This window comes from Xanthomonas sp. LMG 12460 (genome assembly GCF_009192895.1).
Classification (GTDB): domain Bacteria; phylum Pseudomonadota; class Gammaproteobacteria; order Xanthomonadales; family Xanthomonadaceae; genus Xanthomonas_A; species Xanthomonas_A sontii.
In genome coordinates this window covers 46778-67371 of record NZ_NKUH01000059.1, presented here as the reverse complement: position 1 = coordinate 67371, position 20594 = coordinate 46778, and the positions used below count along the sequence as shown (strand labels likewise).

Annotated in this window: 10 protein-coding genes; all 10 read left to right on the top strand. The window is 69.7% G+C overall.

Going from position 1 to position 20594, the window contains the following annotated elements:
- Positions 1-38: 38 nt before the first annotated feature.
- The 10 genes from CEK66_RS13055 (at position 39) to CEK66_RS13005 (ending at position 20555) form a co-directional block, all read left to right on the top strand.
- Entirely contained in the window at positions 39-1733 is a 1695-nt protein-coding gene (locus CEK66_RS13055) for an alpha-L-fucosidase (RefSeq protein WP_152237208.1), read from the top strand.
- Complete coding sequence (locus CEK66_RS13050; RefSeq protein WP_152237219.1) at positions 1733-2785, top strand: glycosyl hydrolase family 18 protein; 1053 nt, start codon at positions 1733-1735, stop codon at positions 2783-2785. The genes CEK66_RS13055 and CEK66_RS13050 overlap by 1 nt, the downstream gene beginning before the upstream one ends.
- A gap of 119 nt (positions 2786-2904) precedes the next feature.
- Positions 2905-5397, top strand: coding sequence for a family 20 glycosylhydrolase (locus CEK66_RS13045; protein WP_152237207.1), 2493 nt, complete (start codon positions 2905-2907; stop codon positions 5395-5397).
- A gap of 16 nt (positions 5398-5413) precedes the next feature.
- A complete protein-coding gene (locus CEK66_RS13040) occupies positions 5414-8113 on the top strand; it encodes a glycoside hydrolase family 2 protein (RefSeq protein ID WP_152237206.1) in 2700 nt (899 codons plus the stop codon).
- A 200-nt stretch (positions 8114-8313) separates the two neighbouring features.
- Positions 8314-10842 (top strand): glycoside hydrolase family 3 C-terminal domain-containing protein, encoded by a 2529-nt coding sequence (locus CEK66_RS13035; protein ID WP_226978602.1) that lies wholly within the window; start codon positions 8314-8316, stop codon positions 10840-10842.
- 632 nt (positions 10843-11474) lie between these two features.
- Positions 11475-14447 carry a TonB-dependent receptor gene (locus CEK66_RS13030; RefSeq protein ID WP_152237204.1) on the top strand — a complete coding sequence of 991 codons (2973 nt, stop codon included), beginning with the start codon at positions 11475-11477 and terminating at the stop codon, positions 14445-14447.
- 466 nt (positions 14448-14913) lie between these two features.
- The gene (locus tag CEK66_RS13020; protein ID WP_152237202.1) at positions 14914-16833 is read left to right on the top strand and encodes a beta-galactosidase; all 1920 of its coding nucleotides are present in this window, start codon (positions 14914-14916) and stop codon (positions 16831-16833) included.
- On the top strand, positions 16830-18206 hold the full coding sequence (locus CEK66_RS13015; protein WP_152237218.1) for an APC family permease: 1377 nt from the start codon (positions 16830-16832) through the stop codon (positions 18204-18206). The genes CEK66_RS13020 and CEK66_RS13015 overlap by 4 nt, the downstream gene beginning before the upstream one ends.
- Positions 18203-19138, top strand: coding sequence for a carbohydrate kinase family protein (locus tag CEK66_RS13010; RefSeq protein WP_152237201.1), 936 nt, complete (start codon positions 18203-18205; stop codon positions 19136-19138). The genes CEK66_RS13015 and CEK66_RS13010 overlap by 4 nt, the downstream gene beginning before the upstream one ends.
- Positions 19113-20555, top strand: coding sequence for a 6-phospho-beta-glucosidase (locus CEK66_RS13005; RefSeq protein WP_152237200.1), 1443 nt, complete (start codon positions 19113-19115; stop codon positions 20553-20555). The genes CEK66_RS13010 and CEK66_RS13005 overlap by 26 nt, the downstream gene beginning before the upstream one ends.
- The last annotated feature ends 39 nt before the right edge of the window (positions 20556-20594 follow it).

The following is a 20594-nucleotide window of genomic DNA, read 5'->3' as shown; positions in this document are numbered from 1 at the left end:
GCGCCGGCATCGTCTTCTGCAACAAGGAGTGCCGTTCCATGACGACCGAGACCCGCCCCAGTGCGGACCGATCCCGCCACGCCGGAGCCGCACGCCAGACCCTGGCCAGCGCGCTGGCCCTCATGCTCGCGCTGACGGCCCTGCCCGCCGGCGCCGCGGATGCGCCGTCGCCGACCGCGCCCACCGCCACCACCCTCAGTCCGGAACAGATCGACCAGCAGTGGCTGCAGGCCACCGCCAAGTACGCGCCCGAACGCGCGCGGCTGGTGCGCGAAGCCAACGATGGCGCGCGCGGCGGACCGTTCCGACCCGACTGGACCTCGCTCAAGCAGTACCGCTCGCCGTCCTGGTACGACAACGCCAAGTTCGGCATCTTCATCCATTGGGGCGTGTTCTCGGTGCCGGCCTTCGGCAACGAGTGGTATTCGCGCAACATGTACCAGCAGGGCAGCAAGGACTACCTGCACCATCGGGAAACCTACGGCCCGCAGTCGCGCTTCGGCTACAAGGACCTGATCCCGCTGTTCACCGCGCCCAAGTTCGATCCGCAGGCCTGGGCCACCCTGTTCCGCGATGCCGGCGCCCGCTACGTGGTGCCGGTGGCCGAACACCACGACGGCTTCGCGATGTACGACTCGCAGCTGTCGGACTGGACCGCGGTCAAGATGGGCCCCAAGCGCGACGTGCTCGGCGAGCTGTCCAAGGCGATCCGCGCACAGGGCCTGCATTTCGGCCTGTCCTCGCACCGCGCCGAGCACGACTGGTTCTTCGACGGCGGCCGCCAGTTCGACTCGGACGTCAACGACCCGCGCTACGCCGGCCTGTACGGCCCGGCGCAGATCCGCCTGCCGGGCAAGGACGACGCCGACGTCACCAACGACTGGACCCCGGTGTCGCAGGCCTGGCTGGACGACTGGCTGGCGCGTACCACCGAGCTGATCGACCGCTACGACCCGGACCTGATCTATTTCGACTGGTGGATCGCGCACCCGACCTTCCGCGGCACCCTGCCGACCATGCTGTCGTACTACTACAACCACGGCGCGGCCAAGGGCGGCGTGGTGGTGAACTACAAGCTCGGCGCCTTCCCCGAAGGTGCCGGCACGCTCGATATCGAGCGCGGCCAGCTCACCGGCATCCATCCCACGCACTGGCAGACCGACACCTCGGTCAGCAACGCCTCGTGGGGCTATGTCGAGAACGACACCTACAAGACGCCGACCTTCATCATCCACATGCTGGTGGACGTGGTCAGCAAGAACGGCAACCTGATGCTCAACATCGGTCCGCGCGCCGACGGCTCGATCCCGGACACCGAACGCGCGATCCTGCTGTCGATCGGCAAGTGGCTCAAGACCAACGGCGAGGCGATCTACGACAGCACGCCGTGGCGCAGCTACGGCGAAGGCCCGACCGAAGTGGTCGGCGGCACCTTCCAGGACACCAAGACCAAGCCGTACACGCCCGAGGATTTCCGCTTCACCACCGGCCACGGCGCGCTGTACGCGATCGAGCTGGGCTGGCCGGCCGACGGCCAGGCGCTGATCCGCTCGCTGAAGCCGGCCGATGGCGTGCGTGGCGTCACCCTGCTCGCCAACGGCAAGCCGGTGCCGTTCGAGCAGCGCGCCGACGGCCTGCACCTGCGCCTGCCGGCCAAGCCGGTGGGCGAACACGCCTACGTGTTCCGCATCGACCTGTCCTCCCCCACTCCGCCAACGGATCCCTCCCGATGATGAAGCGTTTCGCCGGGCTGCTGTTCGCCCTCGCCCTGGCCTGCGGGCCGGCCATGGCCAAGAACCCGACCGCGCTGTTCTATCTGATGAACACGCAGAAATCGACCAATTCGTTCCTGGCCCACCTCGACAAGATCGACGTGGTGGTGCCGACCTGGTACGGCGTGGACCAGAGCGGCCTGGTCAACGGCACCCCGAACATGTACCTGTACGAGATCGCCAAGCAGCACAAGCTGCGGGTGATGCCGATCCTGTCGATGACCGCCGGGCGCGAGGGCTTCCACAAGCTGCTGCACGACGAGGACGCCAAGCAGCGCATGATCCAGGCGCTGCTGATCCACGGCCGCAAGCACGGCTACTACGGCTTCCAGTTCGATTTCGAGAGCATCGCCTGGACCGACCGCGACGCCTACTCGCTGATGGTCAAGCAGACCGCCGAGGCGCTGCACAAGGCCGGCTTCAAGCTGTCGGTGGCGGTGGTGCCGAACGCACCGGGCTATGCCGAAGGCGGCGCCTTCGCCAAGTGGATGTGGGAGTACTGGCGGGGCGCCTACGACCTCAAGGCGCTGAGCGCCTCGGCCGACCTGATCAGCCTGATGACCTACGACCAGCACACCCGCTGGACCGCGCCCGGCCCGGTCGACGGCATGGTGTGGATGAAGAAGCACCTGGACTACGCGCTGACCCAGGTGCCGAAGGACAAGCTGTCGCTGGGCATCGCCACCTATGGCTACCGCTGGTACACCGGCAATCCGGTCAAGGCCGACGGCACCGAGGCCTCCAACATCACCGCCGACTACATCGATGCCGACGAATCGTTCCCGCTGGCGGAAGAGCAGCACGCCACCGTGCAATGGGACCCGGTGGAGCAGGAGTCGTGGTTCTACTTCTACCGCGACGACATGCGCGAATGGGTGTTCCGCCCGGATGCGCGCAGCTTCCGCGCCCGCTACGAGCTGACCAAGCAGTACGGTCTGGAAGGCTTCAGCTGCTGGGTGCTGGGCGCCGAAGATCCCAAGGTCTGGGACGAACTGCCGACCGCGGCGCGCTGAGCGGCCACACGACCGAGATGCGACACGAGGGGCACGCGACGCGCAGCGAACGCGCCGCGCTCACCCCAGGCTACCTCACAGCCTCTACGATACGCATCTCGATCGCTTGAGGTAGACCGATGACTGCAGTGGGTGCACACCCCCGATTGCCGCACCGCCCGATGCCCGCCGCCGCGCGCATCGCGGCGGCCTCCCGCAACGCCTGGCTGGGGTTGTCCCTGCTCGCCTGTGGCAGCCTGCTCGGCGGCTGCGACCGCACCCCGCCGCCAGCGCCGGCGCCCGCGGCCAAGCCTGCCGCAGCGCCGCCGCCGGCCCCGAAACACGATGACGACGACGACAAAACGCCGCTGCCGTTGATCCCGGCGCCGGCCAAGGCCGAGCGCGACGGCGGCACCCTGACCATCGGCACCGGCGCCGTGCTGTCGGTGCCGCTCGACGACGCTGGCGCGCAGCGCGTGGCGCAGCAACTGTCGCAATTGCTGAGCAAGACCCGCGGCCTGTCGCTGGAGGTGCGTGCGGAAACCATCCCCGCCGACGGCAGCATCCGCCTGCAGCTCAATCCCAACACCGAGGTCGCGCAGGCCGAGGGTTACACGCTGGACGTGGACCCGCGCACCATGCTGATCCAGGCGCGCGAGGAGCGCGGCCTGTTCTACGGCGCGATCAGCGCCTGGCAGTTGATGACCCCGGACGCCGGCAAGGGCGAGGTGGACGTGCCGCAGGTGCATATCCGCGACTGGCCGCGCTTCGGCTGGCGCGGCGTGCTGCTCGACGTGGCGCGGCACTTCCACAGCCCCGACACGGTCAAGCGCCTGCTCGACGCGATGGCCCAGCACAAGCTCAACGTGCTGCACCTGCACCTGACCGACGACCAGGGCTGGCGCATCGAGATCAAGCGCTACCCCAAGCTCACCGAGATCGGCGCCTGGCGCACCCCGCCCGGCGCGGGCACCCACGGCCTGCCCGATCGCTACGGCGGCTTCTACACCCAGGACCAGATCCGCGACCTGGTGGCCTACGCCGCCGAACGCCACATCACCATCGTGCCGGAACTGGACATGCCCGGGCACGCACAGGCGGCGGTGGCGGCCTATCCGGAACTGGTCGGGGTGACCCGGCAGCGGCCCAAGGTGTCGGTGGACTGGGGCGTCAATCCGTACCTGTTCAACACCAACGACAAGAGCATGACCTTCATCCGCGGCGTGCTGGATGAAGTGCTGCAGCTGTTCCCCTCGCCGTACATCCACATCGGCGGCGACGAAGCGGTCAAGGATCAGTGGGAACGCTCGCCGGCGGTGCGCGCGCAGATGCGCAAGCTCGGCATCAAGGACGCGCATGCGCTGCAGGGCTGGTTCAACCAGCAACTGGCCGACTACCTGACCCAGCACCAGCGGCGCCTGATCGGCTGGGACGAGATCCTGGAAGGCGGGCTGCCGGCCAGTGCGTCGGTGATGTCCTGGCGCGGCGTGGATGGCGCGGTCGCCGCCGCCAAGCAAGGCCACGACGTGGTGCTGGCACCGGCCGGCTGGATGTACCTGGACAACCTGCAGAGCGCACGCAACGACGAGCCCAACGGCCGCCTGGCGACGCTGCCGCTGCAGAAGGTCTATGGCTTCGACCCGGTGCCGGCGGCGCTCGGCGCCGAGGAGAGCAAGCACGTGCTCGGCGTGCAGGCGGCGCTGTGGAGCGAGTACATCCCCTCCACCTGGCATATCGACCATGCGCTGTTCCCGCGGCTGAGCGCGGTGGCCGAGGCCGGCTGGTCGCCGATGGCCGCACGCGACTGGAACGGCTTCCTGCAGCGCATGCCGGCGCAGCTGGACCGCTACCGCCTGCAGGGCATCGCCTACGGCGACGGCGCCTTCGCCCCGGACATCGCCGTGCAGGGCGGCGACAACGCCGCGCTGGACAGCGGGAAGGCCACCGTGGTGCTGGGCAACCAGGCCAAGTTCGGCAACTTCCGCTACACCACCGACGGCAGCGAGCCCAAGGCCGACTCGCCGCGCTACACCGCGCCGTTCGCGGTGACCCTGCCGGTGACCGTGCGCGCGGCCACCTACGCCGACGACGGCCGCCTGCTGGCCGCGCCGCGCAGCCGCATCCTCGACCGCGCCAACCTGCTCAGCCGCGACACCCAGGGCCTGGCCTCGTGCGAAGGCGGCGAGCTGGGCCTGCGCGTGCCGCTGCTGCCGGACCTGGCCGACCAGGACACGCCGGTGTTCAACATCGACCTGTTCACCAGTTGCTGGCGCTACGCCGACGCGCGCCTGGACGGCATCGACCGCATCCGCATCGACGCCGCCCGCCTGGCGCGCAACTACGGGCTGGCGCACGACCAGGCCAAGGTCAAGCACTACCCGGCGCACAGCCCGCGCGGCGAGTTCGAAGTGCGGCTGGGCGACTGCAAGGGCAAGCTGCTGGCGCGGTTGCCGCTGCCGGCCGGCAAGACCCTGGGCGACCAGTTCACGCTGGAAGCGCGTCTGCCCAAGCAGAGCGGCGTGCACGACCTGTGCCTGCGCTCCACCGCGCCCATCGCCGGCCCGTACTACGCCATCGGCGCCGTCCATCTGATCGACACCGCGGCGCAGGCGCCCCCCGCCGCCGCGCACTGACCACGGAGACCCTCGCATGACCCTGCCGCCCCGCCGCCCCCGTTCCGCGCCGCGCACGCGCCTTCCTGCCCGCCTCGGGCTGCTGCTGGCGCTGGCATTGCCGGCGCTGGGCCAGGCGGCGGCGCCGGCGACGCTGTCGCTGCAACAGGGCTGGCAGGTGCGTCTGGCGCCAGGCGATGCCAACGCCAAGGCGCACCCGAAGGCCGCGCAGTGGCTGCCGGCGCAGGTGCCGGGCACGGTGCAGACCGACCTGATCGCCGCCGGAGTGGTGCCGGATCCGTTCTATCGCGACAACGAAGCGCAGATCCAGTGGGCCGGGCTCAGCGACTGGCAGTACCAGACCCATTTCCAGGTCGATGCGGCCCTGCTGGCGCGCCCGCACCTGGAACTGGTGTTCGACGGGCTGGACACCTTCGCCGAGGTCTACCTCAACGGCAAAAAACTGCTGGCCGCCGACAACATGTTCCGGCAGTGGCGGGTCGACGCCAAACCGTTGCTCAAGCGCGGCGACAACGTGCTGGAAGTGCGCATCGCCTCGCCGATCAAGAAGATCCAGCCGTGGCTGTCCAAGCAGCCCTATGCGCTGCCCGGCGCCTACGATTCGGCGTTCGGCGACGAGCCGGTGGCGCGGCACAGCTCCACCTACGTGCGCAAGGCACCTTACAACTTCGGCTGGGATTGGGGCCCGCGCATCGTCACCGCCGGCATCTGGCAGGGCGTGCGCCTGGAGGCCTGGGACGCGCTGCGCGTGGACGGCCTGCGCATCGCTCAGCAGCGCGTCGACGCCGACGCGGCGCAGTTGCTGGCGCAGTTGCAGGTGCAGGCCGGCCGCAGCGGCGAGGTGCAACTGGACCTGGACGTGCTCGGCCCCGACGGCCAGCGCGTCGGCCAGTTCAGCCAGCGCGCGGTCGTCGATCCGGGTGCCAATACGCTGACCGTGCCGGTGCGCATCGCCAAGCCGCAGCGCTGGTTCCCGGCCGGCTACGGCCGCCAGGACCTGTACACGTTCAAGGCGCAGCTGCGCGATGCCGCGGGCGAGCACCTGGACGTGCAGCGCGTCACCGGCCTGCGCAGCGTCGAGTTGCGCCGCGAGAAGGACCAGTGGGGCAAGAGCTTCGCCCTCGTGGTCAACGGCATCCCGGTGTTCGCCAAGGGCGCCAACCTGATTCCGTTCGACAGCTTCCCCACCCGCGTCGACGCCGCGCGCATGCGCGGCTTCCTGCAGTCCGCGCGCGACGCCAACATGAACATGCTGCGCATGTGGGGCGGCGGCCACTACCAGCCGGACAGCTTCTACGAGGATGCCGACCGCCTGGGCATCATGATCTGGCAGGACTTCATGTTCGGCGGCGCGATCCCGCCCTACGACGTCGCGTTCCGCGAGAACACCCGCGCCGAGGCCGAGGAGCAGGTGCGGCGCCTGGGCGATCACCCCAGCATCGTCATCTGGTGCGGCAACAACGAGGTGCAGACCGGCTGGGAGAACTGGGGCGACCGGGTCAAGTTCAAGCAGTCGATCGACCCGGAAGAGCGCGAGCGCATCGTCCGCGGCATGACCACGCTGTTCGGCACGGTGCTGCGCGAGGCGGTACAGAAGTACGACAGCGACACCCCGTACTGGGCGACCTCGCCGGGCACCGATTTCGATGGCGCCGCCGACCAGCCCGACGACGGCGACATGCACTACTGGAAGGTCTGGGGCGGCCCGGCGCTGCCGGTCACCGAGTACCTCAACGTGACCCCGCGCTTCATGTCCGAATACGGCCTGCAGTCGTTCCCCGAGATGCGCACCATCCGCGCCTTCGCCGAACCCGGCGACCTGCAGCCGGAATCGCCGGTGATGCGCGCGCACCAGAAGTTCGACAAGGGCAACGGCAACCAGCGCCTGCTGCTGTACATCCGCCGCGCCTTCGGCGAGCCCAAGGACTTCGCCAGCTTCGTCTACCTGAGCCAGATCATGCAGGCCGAGGGCATCACCCTGGCCGCCGAACACCTGCGCGCCTCGCGGCCGCAATCGATGGGCTCGCTGTACTGGCAGCTCAACGACGTGTGGCCCGGCGCCTCGTGGTCGAGCCTGGACTACTTCGGCCGCTGGAAGGCGCTGCAGTACCACGCACGCCGCTTCTATGCGCCGGAACTGATCGCCGCACTGCGCGACGACAAGGGCCAGACCACCGTGTCGCTGGTTTCCGACCGCACCACGCCGCTGGCTGCGCGCTGGCGCATGCGGGTGATGGACCTGTCCGGCAAGGTGCTGAGCAAGACCGAGAAGCCGGTGACCCTGGCGCCGCTGTCCAGCGTGCGCGTGGGCAGTTTCAGCGATGCGCAGTTGCTGCGCCGCGCCGATCCGCGCCGCAGCGTGGCGGTGTTCGAGCTGCTCGACGGCGAGCGCGTGCTGTCGCGCACCCTGGTGTACTTCGACGCGGCCAAGCGCCTGCAGTGGCCGCAGGCCGACATCCGCAGCGAGCTGCGCGCCGATGGCGACGGCTACGCGCTGACCCTGAGCAGCGCCACCCTCGCCGCGCAGGTATGGCTGAGCTTCGGCGACCTCGACGTGACCCTGTCCGACAACGCCTTCGACCTGCTGCCGGGCGAACCGCTGACCGTGCGCGTGCACAGCAGCGCCACCCTGGAGCAGTTGCGCGCGGCGCTGCAGGTGCGCGATCTGGGCGGAACGATGGCTGGCGCGCCGGCCGAACCGGCGGAGGCGAAGTGATGGGCAAGCCGATGTCGCGGGCGGGCGTCACCTTGTGGGAGGGACTTCAGTCCCGACGGGGCGTTACCGGTAAAGCGTCGGGACGGAAGTCCCTCCCACAAAAGCGCCTCTACCTGGCGCTGTGTGCGATCGGCCTGTTCGCCGCCCCGCTCGCCCATGCCGACGAGGCCGAGGACCGCGCCGCCGCGCTGGTGGCGAAGATGACCCGCACCGAGAAGATCGCGCAGGCGATGAACGCTGCGCCGGCGATCCCGCGCCTGGGCGTGCCCGCCTACGAGTGGTGGAGCGAGGGCCTGCACGGCATCGCCCGCAACGGCGAGGCCACGGTGTTCCCGCAGGCGATCGGCCTGGCCGCGACCTGGAACGCCGAGCTGCTGCACGACGTCGGCACCGTCACCTCCACCGAGGCGCGGGCCAAGTTCAACCTCGCCGGCGGACCCGGCAAGGACCATCCGCGCTACGCCGGGCTGACCATCTGGTCGCCCAACATCAACATCTTCCGCGACCCGCGCTGGGGCCGCGGCATGGAGACCTACGGCGAGGATCCCTACCTCACCGGACGGCTCGCGGTCGGCTTCATCCACGGCCTGCAGGGCGACGATCCGGCGCACCCGCGCACCATCGCCACACCCAAGCACCTGGCCGTGCACAGCGGGCCGGAACCGGGCCGCCACGGTTTCGACGTGGACGTGTCGCCGCACGATTTCGAGGCGACCTATTCGCCGGCGTTCCGCGCCGCCATCGTCGACGGCCAGGCCGGCTCGGTGATGTGCGCGTACAACTCGCTGCACGGCACGCCCGCCTGCGCCGCCGACTGGCTGCTCGACGGCCGCGTGCGCGGCGACTGGGGCTTCAAGGGCTTCGTGGTGTCCGATTGCGATGCGATCGACGACATGACCCAGTTCCACTACTACCGCCCCGACAATGCCGGCTCGTCCGCGGCCGCGCTCAAGGCCGGGCACGATCTGAACTGCGGCTACGCCTACCGCGACCTCGGCATCGCCTTCGACCGCGGCGAAGCCGACGAAGCCCTGCTCGACCGCTCGCTGGTGCGCCTGTTCGCCGCGCGCTACCGGCTCGGCGAACTGCAGCCGCGGCGCAACGATCCGTATGCGCGGCTGGGCGCCAGGGACATCGACAGCGCCGCGCACCGCGCGCTGGCGCTGCAGGCCGCGCAGCAATCGCTGGTGCTGTTGAAGAACGCCGACGCCACCCTGCCGCTGCGCCCGGGCCTGCGCCTGGCCGTGCTCGGCCCCAACGCCGACGCGCTGGCCGCGCTGGAAGCCAACTACCAGGGCACCTCGGTGCAACCGGTGACGCCGTTGCAGGGCCTGCGCACGCGCTTCGGAGTCGCCCAGGTCGCCTATGCGCAGGGCGCGCCGCTGGCCGCCGGCGTGCCCGGCATGATCCCCGAGACCGCCCTGCGCAGCGACGGCAAGCCCGGGCTGCGCGGCGAGTACTTCGACAACCTGGACCTGGCCGGCACCCCGCGCGTGCAGCGCCAGGACCGCGTGGTCGGCTTCAACTGGGACCACGTGGCCCCGGCCAAGGGCGTGGACAAGGATCGCTACTCGGTGCGCTGGAGCGGCGAACTGCTGCCGCCCGGCCCGGGCGACTACACCCTGGCGGTGCGGGTGGCGCGCTGCTTCGACTGCGCCGGCCACGACCCGGTGCGCCTGTACATCGACGATCAACTGGTGGTCGCCGGCAACGCCGAGGACAAGCACGTGCCGGCCGGCATGCACAACGCCGACGGCCGCAACGTCGAGACCGTGCTGCATTTCGACGACGCGCGGCCGCGGCGGATCCGCCTGGAGCTGGAACACCGCGGCCAGGACCAGGGCCTGCGCCTGGAGTGGCTGGCGCCGCCGGCGCTGCAGCTGGCCGAGGCCGAACGCGCGGTGGCACAGGCCGACGCGGTGGTGGCCTTCGTCGGCCTGTCGCCGGACGTGGAAGGCGAGGAACTGCGCATCGACGTGCCCGGCTTCGACGGCGGCGACCGCAACGACCTGGCCCTGCCAGCCGCGCAGCAGGCGTTGCTGGAACGGGCCAAGGCCAGCGGCAAACCGCTGGTGGTGGTGCTGATGAGCGGCAGCGCGGTGGCGTTGAACTGGGCCAAGCAGCATGCCGACGCGATCATCGCCGCCTGGTATCCCGGCCAGTCCGGCGGCACCGCGATCGCCCAGGCACTGGCCGGCGACATCAACCCCGGCGGGCGCCTGCCGGTGACCTTCTACCGCTCGACCAAGGACCTGCCGCCCTACGTCAGCTACGACATGAAGGGCCGCACCTACCGCTACTTCAAGGGCGAGCCGCTATTCCCGTTCGGCTACGGGCTGAGCTACACCCAGTTCGCCTACGACGCGCCGCAGCTGTCGACCGCGACGCTGCAGGCCGGCCAGCCGCTGCAGGTGAGCGCCACCGTGCGCAACACCGGCGCGCGCGCCGGCGACGAGGTGGTGCAGGTGTACCTGCAGTACCCGCAGCGCGCGCAGTCGCCGCTGCGCAGCCTGGTCGGCTTCCAGCGCGTGCACCTGCAGCCGGGCGAGGCGCGCACGCTGAGCTTCGCATTGGATGCGCGCCAACTCAGCGATGTCGACCGCAGCGGACAGCGCGCGGTCGAGGCCGGCGACTACCGGCTGTTCGTCGGGGGTGGTCAGCCGGGCACCGGCGCACCTGGCGAGGACGCGGCGTTCTCGATCAGCGGGCGCATGGCCCTGCCGAAGTGAGCGACGGGGCCGCCCACGGCCCCTGTCTACGAAATGCGCCAGCGCATGCGGCGGTGCAGCGTAACGGCCCGGCGCGCTGCCGCCGCCGGGCGCCATCCCCGCACGTTGCAGCGTCCTGCTAATTTATTTTTCACGACCTATTGACAGTCTTCCGGGACAGAGGTATCGATAACACGTCGGTGCCACGCATCGACGATGCCAGACGCGCCGAACGCCGCAGCACTTGCGGCGTTTTCCAGGGCAGTTCCAGGGGTGATGTGCCATGTCATGCAGTCGTCGCAGCCAGGATCGATGCCTCGCCGGAGTTCCGGCGCCCTGCCTGTCGTCCGCGTTCCGCGCGGGCACGCATGGGGGCCGCTGCGCATGACCCGTCGCTACAAGCTGAGCGCGCTGCGTTCGCGCTCCAAGTGCATCGCCGGCTACTCGCCGCCACGCCACTGATCGCCGTTTAACGGTCCGCCCAGCCGGCAGACGCCTCGCGTCGGTCGCCGTTCGCTCTGTCCTGTTCGCACGCCCTCCGGCGTGCGGTTCGAGCGCGCGCGTCTTCCGTCCACCGTGTCTGCCATCCAGGAACGCAGCGGCGCGTCGCCTTGGGCGCGTGCCCGCACCGATCACGATCAGCGAGGTGTCACGTGGCAACCCATCCCCATTGCAAGCGCAAGGCGCTGTGCGCCGCCATTCTGGCCATCACCGGCCTTGCCGCCACCGCACCGGCGCTGGCCGGCACCGTGCAGGGCGAACTCAAGGAGCGCAGCAGCGGCAAGCCTGCCGGCCATGCGAAGGTGGCCATCGCCGGCACCGCGCTCAGCGCCGTCACCGACGCCCAGGGCCGCTTCGTCATCGCCGACGTGCCGGCCGGGCAGTACGCACTGCAACTGGACTATCCCGGTTTCAGCGCGCCGGAAACCACCGTGCAGGTCGCCGACAGCGGCGCCGCCACGGTGTCGATCGCGCTGGACGAGGCCAAGCAATTGCAGACCATCAGCGTGGCGGCCAACCGCTACGACGCCAGCACGCTGAAGATGAATTCCTCGAACACGGTGGACGTGCTCTCGGCCAACGATCTCGAGCACACCGCCGTGCACAACGTCGCCGAGGCGCTGGGCCTGATCGCCGGCATCAACATCACCTACAGCGGCTCGGGCTACTTCGGCGGCGTCGACGGCGCCGCGCGCGGCGAAGGCATGTTCGCCTCGGTGCGCGGCCTGCCCTCCGAGTACAACGTCAACCTGATCGACGGCGTCACCGTCGCCCAGGGCATGCCGTACAGCCGCAGCGTGCAGTTGAGCCTGCTGCCGCCTTCCGGCCTGCAGACCATCGTCGCCAACAAGACCTCCACCGCCGACATGGACGGCGACGCGATCGGCGGCACCCTGGATTTCCGCACGCCCACCGCCTACGACTACAAGGACGCCACCAGCGGCAGCGTCACCGTCAGCGGCCGCGTCGAGAGCCGCGCCCGCGACTACGGCGGCGACGGCCTTGGTGGCGGCCTGGCCGGCGAGTTCCAGCACAAGTTCGGCGACGAGCAGCAGTTCGGCTTCTACGCCAGCGCCTATTACGACTACCGCACCTCGACCAACAGCGAGGTGGCCGCGGCCACCAGCGCGCTCAACGACGGCTCATGGAAATTCCTGCATGCCAATGCCGACGGCAGCAACGCCGCCGGCTACGCGCCGCAGGACAACCTGACCAGCACCGGCATGAACGTCGGCGTGGTCGCCGGCTGGGAGCGCCGCTACGGCGGCAACGCCGCCTTCGACTGGAACGTGGACGACACCCTGTCGGTGTACGCACGCGCCACCTACGCCTACGCCAAGACCGACCAGGGCACCACCTTCGTACAGTTGCTGCCGCAGGACGTCAGCTTCGTGCCGACCGCCACGCCCGGCGTGTATTCGCCCAACATCAACCGCATCGCCGCGCGCTTCTGGTACGAGACCAACCCGGAAATCGCCGATCTGGCCACCTTCCAGGTGGGCGCGCGCAAGACCGCCGGCAACTGGACGCTGTCGCCGAACCTGTTCTACAGCTTCGGCGACAACGACCGCCCCGACCACATCGAGATCGACGGGCGCGAGGACAAGTTCAGCCAGGCCAATTTCGCCTACTCCGGCAGCAGCCTGATGCGCTACGGCAGCGGCGCCTTCCCCTACCCGCAGCTGACCCCGGCGCTGCTGGCGCAGGTCAACAACATTCCGTCGCTGTACGCCAGCAGCTACGGCGAGTCGACCAAGATCTACTCCGGGCAGAAGAAGGGCGGTGCCAAGTTCGACGCACGCTACGACTTCGCCGACGGCGCACTCACGGCGCTGCAGTTTGGCGTGAAGTACAGCAAGAGCAGCCGCCACTACAGCAACCGCGACTGGTGGACCGGCCCGGTGCCCGACACCAGCACGCTCGGCGACCTGGGCATCTTCAACGGCGGCTACGCGGCGATCTTCCCCGGCAAGTACCACTGGGCCACGCCGCGGGTCAGCGAGGGCGCGGTGGCGCAGGTCATCGCCAACCACCTCACCGACGACGACCTGGATACCTGCGGCAGCGCGTTCTACGTCAACAACTGGAACTGCAACACCATGCGCGGCACCGAGGCGGTCAGCGCCGCCTACGCGATGGCGACCTTCTCCTTCGGCAGTCTGGAAGTGGTGCCCGGCGTGCGCTTCGAGCACACCAGCATCCACAACACCTTCTGGACCACGCCCACCGACAGCGACGGCAACCAGCAGGTCGGCTATTTCGCCGCCAACAGCACGCACTACGACCAGCCGCTGCCGAGCGTGTTCCTGACCTGGCGCCCGGACAGCGCCACCACCTACCGCGCGGCGCTGTGGACCAGCTACACGCGGCCGGCGTTCGTGCAGTTGGGCGGCGGCAGCCAGATCAACATCTCCAACGGCATCACCACCATCAGCCAGGGCAACCCGGACCTGAAGGCGATCACCTCGACCAACCTGGACCTGTCCGGCGAGTGGGCGACCGACCATGGCGGGTTCTTCTCGGTGGCCGGCTTCTACAAGCGCCTGCACCACTACATCTACGATGCGGGTTCCGGCCAGGCCAATTCGGGCACCAGCGGCAGCGGCACGGTGTTCTACCAGATGCCGACCAACGGCGGCGACGGCCGCGTCTACGGCGTGGAAGTCAGCGCGCGACAGCGCTTCCAGGATCTGCCGGCGCCGTTCGACGGGCTGGGCGTCAGCGCCAACGCCACGCGCCAGCATGCGCACGCGGATCTGGGGATGGTCGGCTTCGAGGACGAGCAGATGCAGTCGGCGCCGAATGCGATGGCCAATCTGGAGTTGTTCTACGAGCGCTCGAAGTTCTCGGTGAACCTGAGCTATCACTTCAGCAGTTCGTATCTGCTGAACTACGATTTCCTGCACCAGAACGCGCCGTGGGACGATCTATGGGCGCGGCCGACGCGGCGGGTAGATCTGCATGCGGGCTATCGGTTCGACAACGGGGTGAATGTGGATCTGTCGATCTCCAATCTCACCAAGGAATACAGTTACTGGGGCCATGTGGGCCGGCACAATCTGGCGGTGTCGGACATCGTGGATGCCGGCATGATGACGTTGTTGACCGTCAAGTACGCGTTCTAGGCCGCGGCGGCGTGCGCACTGGGATGCCATGGCGGAGCGGTGCCAGGGTCTCTGCGGGAGCTTCTTCAGTCCCGACGGGACTTATCGACTTCGCCTCGGCCACGCTTTTTGTGGGAGGGACTTCAGTCCCGACGGGCTTTACCGGTACTGCGTGGGTAGGCAAGCAAGAGCAAAAGCTTTCGCCTGACGGCGAGTCACTTTTCTTTGCTTGTGCAAAGAAAAGTAACCAAAAGAAAGCACACCCCGCCGCAGCGCCCGCTACGCGGGTCCGCTCCGCTAGCGGGATTTTCGGACGGGGCATCGTGCCCCGACCGAAAACGGCGCACATCCTTGTGCGCCGCCCCCCTGCGGGGGGTTTTACCCGCCAGCTCCGCCGCTGCGGAGGGGACCCGGGAAGAGCAAAAGCTGAAGAGCAACAGCAACAACCAAGGCAACTGCAACGGCAACGCTCCGGCTGGAGCCCGCAATGAAACGCCGCGCATTCTGTCGGTTCGGGTTGCTGGCGCCGTTGGGCTTGGCGGCGATGCCGATGCTGCGCGCGGCGGTGCCGGCATCAGCGCCGGTGCCGGATGGACGGCCGCACGCGTTCGGCTTCGCGCAGGGCCGCTTCACGCTGGACGGGCAACCATGGCAGATCCGCAGCGGGGAACTGCATCCGCTGCGAATCGCAAAGGCGGATTGGCTGCATCGCATCCGCATGGCCAAGGCGATGGGACTGAATACCATCGCGCTGTACCTGATGTGGAATGCGCTGGAAACAGCGCCGGGGCAGTTCGATCTGGACAGCGGCGAGCGCGATTTCGTCGGTTTCATCCGGCTGTGCCAGCAGGAGGGGCTGTGGGTGTATCTGCGCCCCGGTCCGTATGTCTGCGCGGAGTGGACGCTGGGCGGGTTGCCGCCGTATCTGCTGCGCGAGGCGAACGTCCGTCTGCGCGATCGCCACGATGTGCGCTACATGGCGGCGGTGGAGCGCTACATCGGGGCGATCGCGCCGCGCATCGCGCCGTTGATGGCCAGTGCCGGGGGGCCGGTGCTGATGCTGCAGATCGAGAACGAGTATTCGATGCACGGCAGCGACGTCGGCTATCTGCAGGCGCTGGCCGCGCTGTGGCGTTCGCATGGGGTCGATGGGCCGTTCTCGCTGGCCGAAGGGCTCAAGGATCTGCGTCGGCGCCAGGCGATGCTGCCCGGCGCCGCGCTGGGGCTCGATGGTCCCGATCTGCACGATCTGCAGGCGGCCACCGCCTTTGCCGGGCAGGCGCCGGTGTGGGTGTCCGAGGGCTATCCGGGCTGGCTCACGCATTGGGGCGAGCCGCAGTTTGCGCGCCGCGACTATGCGCCGCTGCTGCGCCGCATCGCCGCCGCCGGCTATTCGTTCAATCTGTACGTGGTGCACGGCGGCACCAACTTCGGCCTCAGCGCCGGCGCCAATGCCGAGGACGACGGCTCGCAGTTCCAGCCGGCGCTGACCAGCTACGACTACGGCGCGCCGATCGACGAGGCAGGCCGCGCCACACCGGCGTATTTCGCGCTGCGCACGATCATCGCCGCGCAAGCCGACACGCCACCGCCGCCGGTACCGGCCGCACCGCGGCGCGCGCAGTTCGCTGCGGTACAGGCCACGCCCGTGGCCGCGCTGTGGGACAACCTCGGCCCCGCGTTGCAGACCGATACGCCCATCGACAACCAGCGCCTGCTCGGCCAGGACCAGGGCCTGGTGCTGTATCGGCGGCGGATCGGCGCGGGCCAAGCGCTGCACCTGGGACAGGTCCACGACTACGCGGTGGTGCATCTGGACGGGCGCGAACTGGACCACGTGTCGCGCGTGCGGCATCCGCGCCTGCACAGCGCGCTGCAGTTGCGCCTGCCCGATGCAGCGCAGGACACGCGCGATCTGGAGGTGCTGGTCGACAGCTTCGGCCACATCAACTTCGGCCCGGCGCTGGGCGATCGCAAGGGGCTGCTCGGTCCGGTGCGGCTCGATGGCCAGGAGCTGCACCGTTGGGAGGTGCGCGGGCTGGCACTGGACGCGGACCCGACGCCGTCGCTGCGCCCGCTGCAGGCGCCGCCGCAGCGCCCGGGCCTGTTCTTCGCCACCGAGTTCACCCTCGACCAGCACGGCGACGTGCACCTGGACATGCGCGATTGGCGCAAGGGCTATCTGTGGGTCAACGGGCGCCTGCTCGGCCGCTACTGGGACATCGGCCCGCAGCAATGCCTGTACTGCCCCGGCGCCTGGCTGCGCGCCGGGGCCAACCAGGTGCTGATCCTCGATCTGCATCGCCTGCAACCGGGCCTGGTGCGGTGCGCCGACGGTCTCGTCCCCACCCCTGCCACGCAGCCCGTCGCATCCCTTCCCTCCCCGCAGGATCGCGCATGCATATGACATCGCTCGCCGCACCCGTCGCGTCCTCCCCGTCCGCCGCGGACCAGGGCGCGCCGCCGCGCACGCTGGGGTTCTGGAGCGCGCTGTCGGCCAACCTGCTCAACATGATCGGGATCGGCCCGTTCATCACCATCCCGCTGGCGCTGTCGGCGCTGGCCGGGCCGGCGGTGCTGCTGGGCTGGGTGGTGGGCGCGCTGCTGTGCCTGTGCGACGGCCTGGTGTGGGCCGAACTCGGCTCGGCGATCCCGCGCTCGGGCGGGCCGTACCACTACCTGCGCGAGGCCTATGGCCGCGATCGCGCCGGGCGCCTGTTCGGTTTCCTGTACCTGTGGCAGACGCTGCTGACCGCGCCGCTGTCGGTGGCGGCGGCGGCAGTCGGCTGCGCGCAGTACCTGGCCTACCTGATGCCCGGGCTGAGCCACACCGCGCTCACCGGCATCGCCATGGCGCTGTGCCTGTTCAACACCGCGCTGCTGTACCGGCAGGTGCGCTCGGTGCAGTTGCTGTCGCTGCTGGTCAGTGCGATGGTGATCGCCGCCTGCGTGTGGATCGTGCTCAGCGGCGCGCTGCATTTCGACATGGCGCTGGCGCGGGAGTTCCTGCAGGCGCGGCCGGCCTCGCCGCACGGCTTCTGGCTGGGCTTCGGCGCGGTGGCACTGATCGCGGTGTACGACTACGGCGGCTACAACAACGTGTGCATGCTCGGCGGCGAGATCCGCAAGCCGCGCCGCACGATTCCGCGCGCGGTGCTGTGGTCGATCCCGATCGTGGCAGTGCTGTACCTGGGTTTGAACGTGACCCTGCTCGGCGTGCTGCCGTGGCAACAGGCGGCGCAGTCCAAGGCGGTGGTGGCCGACTTCATGCAGGCCATCTACGGCCCGGTGGGCAGCACCGTGGCGGTGGCGCTGATCGTGCTCGCCAGTTGGGGCTCGGCGCTGGTGGTGCTGCTGGGCTACTCGCGGGTGCCGTATGCCGCGGCCGCGTCCGGCCAGTTCTTCGGCGTGTTCGCGCGGCTGCATCCGCGCGGGCGCTTCCCCACCGTGTCGCTGCTGTTCGTCGGCATCACCTCGGCACTGGCCTGCCCGCTGTCGCTGGACGATCTGATCGCCACGCTGATGATCATCCAGATCCTGTTCCAGTTCCTGGCGCAATGCCTCGCGGTGGTGCTGCTGCGGCGGCAGCCGCGGCGCCGTGCGCGCTTCGCCATGCCGCTGTATCCGTGGCCGCTGCTGATCAGCGTCGGCGGCTGGCTGGCGCTGCTGGCCACCAGCCCGCTGCCGCGGCTGCTGGCGGCGGTGCTGGCGCTGTGCGCGGGTACCGCGCTCTATCTCATCCAGGCCAAACGCGAGGCAGCATGGCCCTTCCAGCAATGAAAACCCATGACGTCGCGGTGGTCGGCGAGGTCTATCTCGACCACATCTTCAGCGGCTTCGCCAGCTGGCCCGGGCCGGGCGAGGAGGCAATGGCGCGGCACTACCATCGCGACCTCGGCGGCGGCACCGTCAATACCGCCTGCGGGCTGGCGCGGCTCGGACGCACGGTCACGCTGATCGGCGCGATCGGCGCCGGCGACCGCGACTGGTTCGCGCAGCGCCTGGGCGCGTTCGGCGTCGGCACCGAAGGCCTGGTCGACCACCCCGCCGGCACCGGCGTCACCGCCAGCGTGTCGCTGCACGACGACCGCTCGTTCTTCACCTACCACGGCGCCAACGCCGAGCTGGAACCGCTGTTGCGCAGCGCGGCTGCGCTGGAGGCGATGTGCGCCGCGCGCCATGTGCACTTCGCCCTACCGCTGCCGGCGACGCTGGCGCGCACGCTGCTGCCGGCGTTGCGCGCGGCCGGCTGCAGCACCTCGCTGGACGTGGGCTTCAACCCGCCCTGGCTGGCCGATCCGGACAACCACGCCACCTGCCGCGCGGTCGATCACTTCCTGCCCAATCAGAAGGAGGCGGCACTGGCCGGTTGCATGGGCGACGACGCCGCGTCCTGCGCCGCCTGGGCGCAGGCGCTGGGGCTGGCGCAGGTGACGATCAAACTCGGCGGCGCCGGCGCCTGCGTGGTGGATGCGGCCGGCGCGCGATTGGTTGCCGCGCCCGTCGTCGCCGTGCAGGACACCACCGGCGCCGGCGATGCCTTCGATGCCGGCTTCATCGATGCGCTGCTGGACCACCTTTCCCTCGACGCCTGCGCGCAGCGCGGCTGCCTGTGCGGCGCCGCCTGCTGCACCGCGCTCGGCGCGCTCGACGGCCTTCCCGATCCCCCACGTCTCAGGAGTCTCCATGAGCAGTTCCTTTCCCAACCGTAAACTCGCCCTGATCGGCGGCGGCGGCGTGCGTGCGCCGCTGGTGGTGTACGGCGTCAACGATGCCGCCGAAGCGCTCGGTGCGCGCGAGATCGTGCTCTACGATCCCGACCAGGAGCGGCTGGCGCTGATGGTCGCGCTGGGCCGCGCGGTGGTCGCCGAGTTCGGCGGCGATCTGCAGGTCAACGCGGCCAGTTCGGCGGAAGCGGCGATCGACGGCGCGCACTTCGTGCTCAACAGCATCCGCATCGGCGGCATCCGCCAGCGCGCCACCGACGAGCACACCATCATCCGCCACGGCTACGCCGGGCAGGAGACCACCGGCCCCGGCGGCGTCGCCAAGGCGCTGCGCACGGTGCCGGTGGCGATCGAACAGGCGCGGATGGTGGAGCGGCTCAGCCCCGACGCCTGGCTGGTCAGCTTCACCAACCCGGCCGGGCTGATCACCCAGGCCATCAGCCGCCACACCCGTGCGCGCGTGGTGGGCATCTGCGACACGCCGGTGGAGCTGTTCCACAACATCGCGCGCGCGCTCGGCGAGCCGCCCGCGGACGTGGACTGCGAATACGTCGGCCTCAACCACCTGGGCTGGATCCGCGCGGTGCGCGTGCGCGGCGAGGACGTGCTCGACCGCATCCTGGCCGACGACGCGATCCTGCGCCAGCTGTACCTGGCGCCGCTGTTCGACTTCGACATGCTGCGCACGCTGCGGCTGATCCCCACCGAGTACCTGTACTTCTACTACGAGCGCAGTCGCGCCCTGGAGAACCAGCGCGCCAGCGGCGCCAGCCGCGGCAGCGAGATCGAACGGCTCAACCACACCCTGATCGCCGACCTGCGCAGCCGCCTCAACGCCGGCGACGGCAGCGGCGCGGTGCAGACCTACGCCGCCTACCTGCAGCAGCGCTCCGGCTCGTACATGCGGCTGGAGGCCGAGGCCGGCTCGGCCTTCGCCGACGACCTCGCGCCGCAGCCGGACCCGTTCCGCGCCAGCACCGGCTACCACCGCATCGCCGTGGACGTGATGAGTTCACTGACCGGCGCGCTGCCGGGGCGGCACGTGGTCAACGTGCGCAACCAGGGCTGCATGCCGGAACTGGCCGACGACGACATCGTCGAGATCTCCTCCACCATCGAGCGCGACCGCATCACCCCGCTGCCGGCGCGGCCGATGCCCGAGGCGATCCAGGGCCTGGTGCGCACGGTCAAGGCCTACGAACACGCCGCCATCGACGCCGCGCTCAGCGGCAGCCACCTGGACGCCTGCAAGGCGATGCTGATCCACCCGGCCATCGGCGAGTGGAGCCCGTCGCGGCGACTGCTGGAGGCCTTGTTCGGCCATGCCGGCAACGGCGACGACGACGGCGAGTGCGTGTGCTCGGGACCGATGCACTGGCACGGCGCGCATCACCACCACTGAGCCGGCCGGTTGTGCGGTCGCAGGATGCAACGGACGGCC